We start from the raw sequence: 12071 nt of genomic DNA, 5'->3' as shown, positions 1-12071 counted from the left end.
TAATTTAAGATCAGCCTAATAATTCAGGAAATTTATTTTTCAAATATTCTTCTAACATCTTTTTGATTGTTTCTTTATTTTCAATAAAAATTTCTTTTTGATTTAAACTTTCATATCCTAAAATCAAAGTATTTACAAATGTCACTAAAAACTCATCTTCAAAAATAGATGATAGCTTATCGTTTAGAGGAAAAGTAGACGATAAAATTTCTGTGTTTGTTTCTTTTAAATTTTCAAACATTTCACACAATCTTTTATCTTCATTTTGTAGTTTCAAAAAAATTGCATATATGCTTTTAAATTCATTTTCATCATAAATTCTTTCCATCATCATCTCAGTAATTGCGTCTAAAGTCGTTAACTTAGATGTGTCGATAGTTTTGCTTTTCTCTCCTCTATATTTGATGCCTAATTTCATAAAATCATAAATCATTTCGTAGGTTGATCCATAATGATAGTAAACACCACCTTTACTTAAACTTACTTTTTCTATAACATCTTCCATAGTTGTATTTTGGAAACCCTTTTCTAAGAAACATTTCTTTGCCGCTTCCAGAATTTCTAACTTCCTTTTTTCTCCAACTTTCAATTTTTTATCATTCAAAACTTTATCTCCTGTCAATAAATAATTCCGACGCTACCGTCAGTTTTATTGTAACTCATTTGATAATTAATTTCAATACATGAATTATTTTAAAATTTAGTAATCTTATTTAAGATATTTGCTTGAACGCCCTTTATACTTCTTTATTAATTTCTTTAAATGCGGTATAATTAATAAAACTTAATACACGCTTAACGCTTATAACTTTAATAGCAAGCACAGTAAGTGTACGGACACTTACGAAAAAATTAATGGAGCAGACCTCTACGGAATGCTCCATTTTTTTAATTTTTACCTTGTTAGGGAGAACCTTAGACCCCGAAATATATTTTATAAAGGAGAATAAAATGGCAAATAGATTTAGAAATGAAAGAATAGAAATAAAACTAACTAAGGAAGAAAAAGAAGTTTTTGAAAAGAAAATGAAACTTGCAAACTGCAAAACTATGTCCCACTTTCTTAGGAAATGCGTATTAGAAAAAGAAATTTATGTAGTAGATTTAGAACCATTTAGAAACTTACAATGGCTACTTTCAAATGCAACAAATAATATAAACCAGATTGCAAAAGCTACTAATGCAACTGGTGTTATTTACAAGAATGAAATCAAATCAATGAATAAACAGATAGAAAAATTATCAAAAGAAATATGGCAGATCCATTCCCTACTTCTTAATAAATCAAAATGAAATTTATTATATAAATCAAAATTTAATTTATAAATACATTAAATACCAGCTGAGAAATTCTACATTTTTAATAAAAACTAGGTACATCAAATACTGCATTTTTCATGAATATAATCATGTTTTTATTTTTCAAATCAATCTACATGATTTGAAAAATATCTTTCCGAACTTAAATATAGTATTCTAGTAAATACAATAAAAAAAGAATACCCTCATGCAAGAGTATTCTTAAAATAAAAATAGTAATTATCTTTTTTCATTCTATAGAATAATATTAAAAAGCAGCATAAAACATAAGTAGAAATAGTACCTACTTTTCAATTAAATCGAAGAGAGATCTATAACATTTTCTTCTCCAAAATACTCTTTAGCTTTTTCTAATATGTCAGAATCATCAGTAGGCATATATATTATTAAATTCTTTTTTGCTCTTGTTATACATACATAAAATAATTTTTTTGTACGTTTCTGAACATTAGAGTTCGGAGATCCTTTACCAAATAATGTTCTAAAGTCATATTTATTCCAATCAGACTCTAATACAAGCAATACATTGTCATATTCACTACCTTTAACACTATGTTGAGTACAAATTGGTGAAAATTCTTTTAAATATAAAACGCTTTTTCTATATTGATTAAATGTTATCTTTTTTATTCTCTCCCATAAATAAAACCCTTTATTTGAAATATAATCACTAAACAATTCATCTTCTTTGAGTAACCCTTTTACTTCCGCAAATTTTAATACATTTTCTATCGTTTGATTATCTTCACTTACAAGATAATCAATTGCTTGCTTAAGGCAAATCTTATCATTCCTATTATGAATAGAAAATTTTGTTATTCTCAGAAAATCATTAAATCTATTAGCCTCATATAATTCAATAATCTCCTCTAATATATCTAATCTGCGTAAAATCCTATCTCTATAAGAATTAGCTTCATATCTACCACTCATTCCATTTAATTTATATGACATGAGTGATTCCTTAGTGATTCTACATTTTTCGTAAGCTTCTTCCCATGACACATCTTCTAAAACACTATATATTGACTGATAAATTTCATTTCCGTTAATTTGATCTAACAGCTCCACTTTGTTATATGTCGGTTTTACCTCTAACGCTATTTCTCCCAAAGTCTTATTACAGTCTAAATTTCCCTTATCAATTTTTTTCTTTATCTCACTTATAAGCTTAGTTATCAAATCAGCATTATATAGATCATATAAGTCTTTAAAGCCAGTCATTTCAGCATTATATTTATGTGTTAGCCTTAACTCTTTTGTTTGTTTTCCATCAGAAAAATCCCAAGATTCAAAAATATTCTTCCCCTTTACACTTATAAAATCATTTATTTCAGTTCCATATAAAAATTTAATACTACCTTCTCTAATAGTACCATTTTCCATATTAGGTGCATTTATATCTTCTGAAGGTCTTTGCTCAATATCATCATCTCTAAACTTATTGGCTACTTCGATTACAACTCTTGGATTTCTTCGGTTTTGCGTCTTTACTATTTTAGTTAAATTATATTGATTTAAATTACCAACTCCGTCGTCATATATAGACTGCATTGAATCTCCAAAAAAACCAATTACATTTTTCTTATCGCTTTGCTCAAGATGCTTTAGTAAAATATCAGCAACTAAAGGACTTGTATCCTGATATTCATCAACAAAAATACAATCTGCAATATCCTTTAAAATGTCCGCTATTTTTTTATATTTCTCAAACATTTTCTCTGCAACAATCAAAATGTGATTATGGCTGATTTTCACTCTATTTTCTTCATTTGGCGTTACAGAATAATACTCATCATAATCCACATAAAGATTTTCGAAATATTCTTTAGAAATTAAATCCTCAGAAAAATCTTTTGGCTTTTTAAAGTTCTTTTCATTATCATCGTTAATAAGCTCAACTAAAATATTTTTTATTTCATTCTGATATTTTCTGATAAGAGACCATATAAACTCATGTATTGTTGAAACCCAAATATTCTCATTTTCTATTCTTGATAAAATTTCGGCAACTGCATTATTTGTATATGTAATGCATACTATCTTTATATCTGGTAATTCCTCTGTGAGTGCATTTATTAAGGAAATTAAGGAGTATGTTTTTCCACTACCTGCTCCACCTTCTAAAATAAAATTTTCACCATTTTTTATACATTGAAGAGCTTCTAATACTTCTTTTTCCAATGTTAGCGTATCCATAATAAGCCCTCCTCAATATAATGTGGAACTGCCCATTTTTCATCTTCTTCGCCATTCTCATTATCAAAATACAATAAGCTTGATGCAAATGCCGATTTCTTTTTCACATTATTCAAAGCAAAATTATAATAATCACCATTTTCTATTTCATCATTCGAAAAATCTTTTAAAGCTCCATATTGATAAAATCCTTCTTTGTTTTTTAATATAAAGTCTTTATTTAGTGCTATAAATGCATCTTCAAAACTACTCGCTTGATACTCACCATAAGATTCTGGTATTTGATAGGCCATTCTCATATTATCTTTAATTTTATCCTCAGCATTTTTCCCTACAAGTTCCTTAAATTGATTATTCGATGTATCAATTCCAGTATCTTTAAAAAATTCTTTTATTGATGCGTTACTTGTATGTGTTCCCTCATCGGGGTGACAACTCGTATATACAGTTCTTTCTTTTCCATTTTTATCTATTTTCTTTTCAGCTTTAACAGAGTCAATATCCGTAACAAACAAAACTTTTGTTCCTAAAAAGGAAAATAAAGGCATAAATATATGAGAATGCGCTCCAACTTCTATTATAGAAATATTCTGTGATAATAGTGGTATAATATCTGCTCTTGGCTTTTCTTTATTATCAATTTTATGCATCATCACTGGCATTAAAATTCGTTCGGTATCTCCTTCTATACAAATAGCTTTATCCGCAAAGAAAAGTTCACTTCTATTCATTGTCAGATATTGTTTTACAAACTTAAATCCTTTCTGTTCATCTCCACCATACTCTTCTTTTAAAGAATTAAAGCTCTTAGCTATGACCGTATTCCCGTTTTTCTTCAAATATATAATGTCATCAAAGTTACATTCAGAAACTATATGTGATGAATGCGAAGTGATTAAAATCTGCAACTGCTTATTCTTTTCTTTCAACAACTTATTTCTATGTGCTTTGATATGAGATTTAATATTCCTTATAAATATATACTGTAACTGAGGGTGTGTATGTGCTTCAGGTTCTTCAATATATAAGAGATTTATATCTGCTGGTTGTTCAAACAATTCCTGTATATTGGTTTCAATCTCAAATAAAATACCAATTAAATTCAAATACCCCAATCCATTATATGTTTCTGGAAGCGAATAATCTCCCCCTTGTCTATAACTTAAGTTTGTATTATCTGACAATAAATTTTTCTCTGAAATAGATGACTCTATTGCTATATCAATTCCATTTTCTGCACCACCATAAGTTTTAATAACATCTATAACATCACTAAAAATACCATCAATGGGTTCTTCACCTTCACTTTTTTCTCCATTGTAAATCTTATATAATTCTTTATCGGCTTCCTCCAATTTTTCTTCAAGTCTTGTAAATACCGATTCACTTTCATCTTTTGCAGCTTTATAAGAACTGAAATATTTACCAGTTAAACCTGATAAAACATGATTACGATCATCATTAGAAACCGCTCGATCAGCTCTTATTCCTGCCACTTTAATGACTTTTTGAATATCTTTATTATCAATTTCTTCTGATCTATCTTGCGTTGTTTTGTTTGCTTCAACATCAAACCCTCTTGAATATTTTTTCGTTTCAAAGAAGTTTGCAAAATTCTTACTCATAAATTTGGAAAATGATTTAAAATCTTCAATATTTTTTTCACTAATAATGTTTTTTAATTCTATGATTTTTTTTGCAGCTATTACCGAAATAAATTCTAAAACTATTATGTTATTATCTGGATTTAAGTCCATCATGAATTTTTGAATATTCTCATATGAATCATTATCATTATACTCAATGAATAATTGCATATTAATAGTTTCTAATAATTGAACTTCATCCAGCTTTGTTATATCAAAACCAATTATTTTTTTATAGAGATCTTTCTGGCATTCTAAATTTATATCTTCCCAAAATAATTTAGATGAATTTAGCATTTTATCTAAAACAATAATAGATGATGTTTTTCCACAATTATTTTTGCCTATAACTAGCGACAATTCATCTTTAAAATTTAACTCAAAATTTTTTAATAATCTAAAGTTTTTGACTTTCATCTTTTTTAAAATCATTTTAATACTCCTCTTTACCTTCTAAATCAAACTTTTCTTTTATATTTATTTTCCTAAAAATCCTTTGTCTACTTACATCAACTTGTTGTTTTCGAAACGATTCTCACTACATCAACAACCTTATCAAAGGTCAAATCTCCAATGTATTTATTTTCACTGAGATACACTTCCCACAAGGATCTTAGGTAAGAATCATCTTTTATGTCCTCGATTATTTCCTCAGAGTCTTTCATTATCTCCTGACTTCCTCTTTTGTGTGAGGTTCTTTCTACTGCTTCTTTTAAAATTTCATAGTTTATCTCATCTTTTTTTAGTTTGTAGAGGGTGTATAGATCGTAAAAGTCTCTCATTCGTGTTGTTGTTATATTTCTTCTGATTATGGTTTCATATTTTTCAGCTACAATTGTTTCTAATGGATATGCCATTATTTTTATATTTTCTTTGCTAAAGATACAGGGATAGGTATATTCTATTTCCCTTGGCGTTATTGCATCTCCTGTTGTTAGGTCTAGTTTCATCGGATTTTTGGTCTTTCCAACATTTGCTATTAGTGATATTCTAAAGTTCTCGTACTCGTCCTCTTCTCTAATATAGCTAATATCCTTTATTTCAAATCTTATTCCATCATCTACATTGATATTTATAATTTCTTGAACTGTTTCTTTTATTTTTTCTTCTTTTAAAGCTATGCCTTTAATGGTTGTGTCCATGTCCATAGTTGTTCTATTTTCAATCCCGATTAAAGATGATATTAAGAATCCTCCCTTTATTACAAAATTGTTTTTGTACTTTGATTTAGATAGCCTTTCTAAAAATCTTTCAAAAAAATATATTTGCAGAACTTCTTGTGACTTTAGATTTTTCTTCTCTGCCATGCTTCTTATCTTGCCCTTTATACTCTCGATATTAATCACAATAATACCTCCATGTATTTTCTAATTTCATTTTCTATTTTAAATAATCTACTGTATTTTATGAGTCGTCTTAGATTTTTATTTGTTGATTTAAAGTATATTTTTAAGGCTTCTGTAAAAATCTGTTTATCTATTTTTTCTCTGTCAATTATAATATCGCAAATTGTTCGATCAATATCATAAACTGGGATAAGGTTGCCTTGTGGTGATTTTATTTCTGCCTTTCCTAGTTCGTATAAATCTTTTTTTACATAGTGAACTTGTAGATCCTCATATCTTTTTTTGATATGGCTGGAATTGTAGCCTTGAGGTACAGATATATGAAATACATTTGGGGTCCTATCTGATAAGTCATGTAGATATAGGGCTGTTTGATGGGAAAATATAATTCGATTACTATTTGATGATATTAAAACAAAATCGTCTATTACTTTTCCTTTTAATTGATATAGTCCTGGTCTTAATCTTTCCAACTGTCCACTCTTTGTTAATTCTGATAAATTATGCCTAGTATATCCAAGTTCTTCTGCTTCTTTGTTGGTTATCACTAAATTTTCTTGGATATATTCTTTAAGTGTATTCATAGTCCGCCTCCTCTCGTTTACGCTTTTATTATATGTTATAAAAGCGAATATGTAAAGCTGGGCTATGAGTAATTTATATTTTGAGAAGGATGTAACGAATCCTTACTCCCTTCAATAAAAAAGAGCAGCCTTTTAAGCTACTCTTATAGAAAGTACAAAATGAGTTTATCTTATTAATTTTTTCTTTGTGTTTCCTCATACTAGTTTTAAAACTACTCTTACATCCATGTAGTTTTTTTGAGTCTTTTTGACGTATCCTTCTTCATCTTTATCGAAGACAAAATGCTTATAAAACTGCTTAAAATGCAGGATTTCTATATTTACATCTTTTGTATCAACGCTATAGTCTCCACATGCGCCGTCCTGGGGAATTGGTCCACAGCTTCAAGGTGTTCCACTTTATAGCCCTCTCTTTCCAGTAGCTCAATATCCCGAACTTGGGTCACGGGGTTGCAGCTGATGTAGAGGATGCGTCTCGCGCCGAGGGCAGCGAGTTTTCCGATGGCTTTCGGGTGGATGCCGTCGCGAGGGGGGTCCACGACGAGGAGGTCGCATGTTTCATCCACAGTGTCGATCATCTCCAGCACGTCGCCGGCAATGAAGCGGGCGTTGTCGATGCCATTGCGCGCGGCCGAGCGATTGGCATCCTCCACGGCGGATTCCACGATTTCGATGCCCACCACTTTTTTCGCCGCCTTGGCCAGGACCTGGCCGATAGTGCCCGTGCCGGAGTAGAGGTCGAAGACCACGCCTTTTTCTTCCGCCGCCAGGGTCCGAGCCTTTTCGTAGATCAGCGTGGCCGTGTCGGGATTGGGCTGAAAGAAGGAAAAGGGCCCGATGTCGAAGTGCAGGTCCAGAAGCTCTTCGCCGATAACCTCCTCGCCAAAAAGGTGGCGCACCTCTTCGGGCTTAATGGCGTCGGCCCAATCGTCGGTGATGGTGCGGTAAATGCTTGCCACCTTGCCTTTTAGCTTCAAGCCACGAAGGAAATCCACAAAGGACGCCTCGTCTACCGCATCGGAGGTGGTGACCAGGTTCACCAAATAGCTGTCCGTGGCCCGCGCGTGGCGCACGACGAGAAAGCGCAGGGTGCCTTCGTGCTTCATGCGGTGGTAAAAGGGGGTGTTCAGCTCGCGGAAATAGCCTTCCACGGCCCCGCGAATGGCCTCCATGTCTTCCGGCACCAGGAGGCAACCCGTGGTGGAGACGATGTCGTAAAAGCCCTTTTTGTGGTGCAGGCCCAGGGTGAGGGGGCCGCCTTTTTCCGCATCACCGAAGGTGTATTCCATTTTGTTGCGGTATTGGTATTCCTTGGGCGCCGGCGTATAGGGCACATCCCTGCCGTAGAGATCGTCGATCATGGCTTTTTTCAGGGCCGATTCCTTTTCGTAGCTCAGGCTTTGGTAGGTGCAGCCGCCGCAAATGGCCGCATGAGGGCAATCGGCCGCCTCTTCCATGGGTGATGAGGCCAAAAGCTCCACGATCTTTCCCTTTTTATTGTCCTTTCGGTTTCTCGTGATGCGCACGCCCACCTTTTGCCCGGGCAGACCGCCTTTTACCACGACCCGCGTGCCGTCTTCCGTTTCCACCACGGATTTGTTGGGGAAATGCCGCCGAATAATCTCGCCTTCTACATATTTTTTCGCCATAATGCCTCCTTTATTCTTCCCTCCATTATACCATGGGGCTTCTCCCATAGAAAAAGCTACCGACATCCATCGGTAGCTTTTCGTTTTAAATTTACTGGTCGTAGACAAAGCTCGTGTTGTTGACTTCAAACCAGGTTTCGTCTTTTCCGTTGGCCTTGCGCTCGTAGCCGTGGCCGTTGGTGGCTTCGACGACGGGATAGTAGGACCACATCTCTTTCTTCATGTCCTTAAACTGCAGGATTTTGTCTTGATGGGTATCCACATAGGCCTCGTCGGCAAAGCGATTGAGCATGCGGTTGGTGATAGCCACCACTTCCGCCCGCGTAATGGGTTGGTCGGGCTTAAAGCTTCCGTCGGGATAACCGGAAATCCATCCGGCGCCCGCGGCCTTTTGAATCACATCGTAGGCCCAGTGGTCCTTGGCGACGTCGGTGAAAGCTTTGCTCCCCGCCGAAATATCGGCGAAGCGCGTAGCCATGGCGGCAAATTCCGCCCGGGTAATGTCGGCCCGAGGCATGAAGTTGCCATCGGGATAGCCCTTCACCATGCCCAGCTTGCTCATGTAGCTAATGGCGGTGACGGACCAGAGATTGTCGGGGATGTCCTTGTAATCGCGGCTGTAAATCATGCCCTTTTGCGGCCGTTCGTTTAAGAGACGGGAGAACATGACCGTGACTTCCTGGCGGGACATTTTATTATCGGGCTTAAAGTTTTGATCCGGGTAGCCGATCATGTATTGGGCATGATCTTTTCTGTTTAAGAGAGGCGTGTCCGCGGGTTTTGAAAGAAACGTGCCGCCCTTCGGATGATTATCGGGCTTCTTGGGATCGTCGGGCTTCTTGGGTCCTACTTTTTCCCATTGAGCAACGAAGTTTTGATTTCCGGTAACTTTATAGTCAGCTCTGGGTTTATATTCTTCCTTGCTCCAATAAAGAAACTTGTATCCTTCTCTTGTTGGAGCTTCCATTAATTTAATCTCTTCATTTTCTTTGTGCAATTCAGTTTTAATTTCTTTGCCATCCGCAAATTTACCGCCATTGGCATCGTAAACGATCAAAAGTTCTCCTTTATAATTAATGTCGTAATTGTTAAGAAGACTTTTACTCATATATTTGTTGTATGGGGTATCCGAAGTATCGCTAAATGCCAAATTTGTGAATTTATCATAATTTGTCGGAGGTGCAAATAGACCTGCTCTAGCTACATTCCCTTCAAATAATGTCGTTTTGTCGATAGTTAAGTTTTGATACTTCGTTACATCAGCCGGGTTTTTATAATCGAGGGACGCATCAAAGATAGCTCCGCCCATACCGGACTTATTGTTGATAAATTTACTTGATTCACTTATCTTGGCAGGAATGTCAGCATCAATATAAAGACCTCCGCCTAATAATTTTGTTTGGTCTCCACTCTCTCCGGTATCATTACCATTGAACTCAGTTCCTTTAATATTTACAGTTCCTTTAATTTGTGTGCCACCCGTTCCAACGAAGACACCTCCTGCCCCATTGGCTGTATTATTTTTAATTACACACTTATTTAGATTCGTAGTTTTACCAGCTACAGAGACAATTCCCCCACCTAAAGAGCTTGAATTATTAGAATCTATAATAGAATCTTCAACAGTCAAATTTCCCAGCAGTGAAGTTATTCCACCACCTATACTTTTAGCCTTATTATTTCTTATTGTACTATTTTTAATCGAGCAAGAGTTTTGTCCAGAAAAGAATAAGGCTCCGCCACGAGCTTCATCACTTTTGTTATTATCAAAATTACAGCCGTCAATATTAAGGTCTGCGTTGACACTATAAACAGCTCCTCCATCTGATGCTGAACTATTTTCTGTAAAAGTAGAGTCTTTTATTTGAGCCCCACCTTGTAAATACAATGCACCTCCAGCTGAATTAGCTTTATTCTTGTTAAATGTAACATCATTCAGTGTTAATTCTTTTGATGTGAAAATTGCTCCACCCCAATTGGCTTCGTTACTTTCAAAAATGGCATTTGAAACACTAAAAGCTTTTGAACTGTATATTGCACCACCTGTAGAAGCTTTATTACCTTTGAAGGTTGCATTAGAAATGCTTGCTGTATGATTTTTCCCAATAATAATAGCTCCGCCAGTTACTCCAGTTTCATTATCTTCAAATTTTCCACCTGTAATATTTAAAGGTCCAAAAGCAGCAATCGCCCCTCCACCTCTTTTGGCGTTGTTATTCCTAAAAGTTCCCCCACTTATATTTATTATAGAATCATTACGAGCTTGTATAGCTCCGCCTTGCAAGCTATATTTATTATTTTGAATTATTGCTCCTTCTAAAATATTCAAAGTGCCACCGTTAAGATATATTGCCGGCCCATCGAAACCTGAATATTCTGAGAAATTTTGCACCACTGCTCCGTCAGCTAATGTTAAAGTTCCTCCGGTAATACCAAACGCTTGTGCACTATTGCTTCCATCTAATATTACATTTTCAATTTTAAGTGTAGTACCACTAAATAATGAAGCAAAATTCTTATTACTTCTCTTTAATGTAAACTGATTTCCTGCTTTAGATCTTAAAACCATATTTACATCTGTTTTTCCCCATAGTCCTTCGTCTTCAGGGATAGCATAATCATCATTCATGGTGATTACATACTCATTAGTTAAATCTTCTTGTTTGCAATTCTCCACCGCTTTATAAAAAGTGTCATAATCACCTACAAGCGCACCATCTTCTGTGCTTCCGACAAGTCTTTTTGTAACTGTAAAAGTCTTTTCTGCAACAGGTCCTCCCACTGCATCCGGGACTTCTTCCTTACTTATCTCGAGCTCATCTTCCTCCGCTTTTACTTCTTCCGGATCATCCTTTTTATCTTCAGCCTTAACCTTTTCGACTTTTTCGACAGATTGATTCATCCTTGGGATTTCTTGCTTACCCTTAGCAAACACCGATGTTGCATTTAAAAATACTGATACCATCATCAGCAGTGCCAACAATAGGGCTGTGCTTTTCTTGTGTTTCATAGCTCCTCCTAAATCTTCTGAAAAGTAAAATACTTTTAGACATTATCCTTAACTATAAGATTACCATACTCCTGTTTATTTAGTAAGGCAAAGTGAAAAATGTTATAAAAAGACTCCCGGGATTTACGGAAAGTAGAGTGACCCCATAAAGTTGGACTTAATCGAGTAAGCATTTCGCTTGCTCGATTTTGTTTTACATAACATTCGTTCTATGCAGATTTCATTCGTTCACGGTATTGCTTCGGACTCAAGCCACCCAACTTTTCTTTGATTCGATCGTTGTTGTAGTAGCGGATGAAACGTTCGATGGAACGCAC

At 34.8% G+C, this 12071-nt stretch carries 9 protein-coding genes; 1 reads left to right on the top strand and 8 read right to left on the bottom strand.

Annotation, left to right across the window (positions count from 1 at the left end; translation table 11 throughout):
• Positions 1-10: 10 nt before the first annotated feature.
• On the bottom strand, positions 11-604 hold the full coding sequence (locus tag OCV31_RS07365; protein WP_148473917.1) for a TetR/AcrR family transcriptional regulator: 594 nt from the start codon (positions 602-604) through the stop codon (positions 11-13).
• A gap of 347 nt (positions 605-951) precedes the next feature.
• On the opposite strand from OCV31_RS07365, the gene OCV31_RS07360 reads away from it, so the two are divergent.
• Entirely contained in the window at positions 952-1293 is a 342-nt protein-coding gene (locus OCV31_RS07360; RefSeq protein WP_148473915.1) for a plasmid mobilization protein, read from the top strand.
• 321 nt (positions 1294-1614) lie between these two features.
• On the opposite strand, the gene OCV31_RS07355 is transcribed toward OCV31_RS07360, so the two are convergent.
• From OCV31_RS07355 to OCV31_RS07325, 7 genes are all read right to left on the bottom strand, one after another.
• Positions 1615-3519, bottom strand: a complete 1905-nt coding sequence (locus OCV31_RS07355) for a UvrD-helicase domain-containing protein (protein WP_148473912.1) — start codon at positions 3517-3519, stop codon at positions 1615-1617.
• On the bottom strand, positions 3507-5597 hold the full coding sequence (locus OCV31_RS07350) for an ATP-dependent nuclease (protein ID WP_015777630.1): 2091 nt from the start codon (positions 5595-5597) through the stop codon (positions 3507-3509). The genes OCV31_RS07355 and OCV31_RS07350 overlap by 13 nt, the downstream gene beginning before the upstream one ends.
• A gap of 77 nt (positions 5598-5674) precedes the next feature.
• A complete protein-coding gene (locus tag OCV31_RS07345) occupies positions 5675-6511 on the bottom strand; it encodes a nucleotidyl transferase AbiEii/AbiGii toxin family protein (protein WP_148473910.1) in 837 nt (278 codons plus the stop codon).
• Positions 6508-7095, bottom strand: coding sequence for a type IV toxin-antitoxin system AbiEi family antitoxin domain-containing protein (locus OCV31_RS07340; RefSeq protein WP_148473908.1), 588 nt, complete (start codon positions 7093-7095; stop codon positions 6508-6510). The genes OCV31_RS07345 and OCV31_RS07340 overlap by 4 nt, the downstream gene beginning before the upstream one ends.
• A 320-nt stretch (positions 7096-7415) precedes the next feature.
• Positions 7416-8744: a 23S rRNA (uracil(1939)-C(5))-methyltransferase RlmD gene (gene rlmD / locus OCV31_RS07335; RefSeq protein WP_148473906.1), complete on the bottom strand. Its 1329-nt coding sequence runs from the start codon at positions 8742-8744 to the stop codon at positions 7416-7418.
• A gap of 91 nt (positions 8745-8835) precedes the next feature.
• On the bottom strand, positions 8836-11754 hold the full coding sequence (locus tag OCV31_RS07330) for an S-layer homology domain-containing protein (RefSeq protein WP_148473904.1): 2919 nt from the start codon (positions 11752-11754) through the stop codon (positions 8836-8838).
• 209 nt (positions 11755-11963) lie between these two features.
• Positions 11964-12071 (bottom strand): IS3 family transposase (locus tag OCV31_RS07325; protein ID WP_267303804.1); only part of this gene is annotated, 108 nt, incomplete at its 5' end.

Source organism: Aedoeadaptatus acetigenes, assembly GCF_025566985.1.
GTDB classification, from domain to species: Bacteria; Bacillota; Clostridia; order Tissierellales; family Peptoniphilaceae; genus Aedoeadaptatus; species Aedoeadaptatus acetigenes.
Note: the sequence above shows the minus strand (reverse complement) of the source record. Positions and strands in the feature narration are given on the sequence as shown.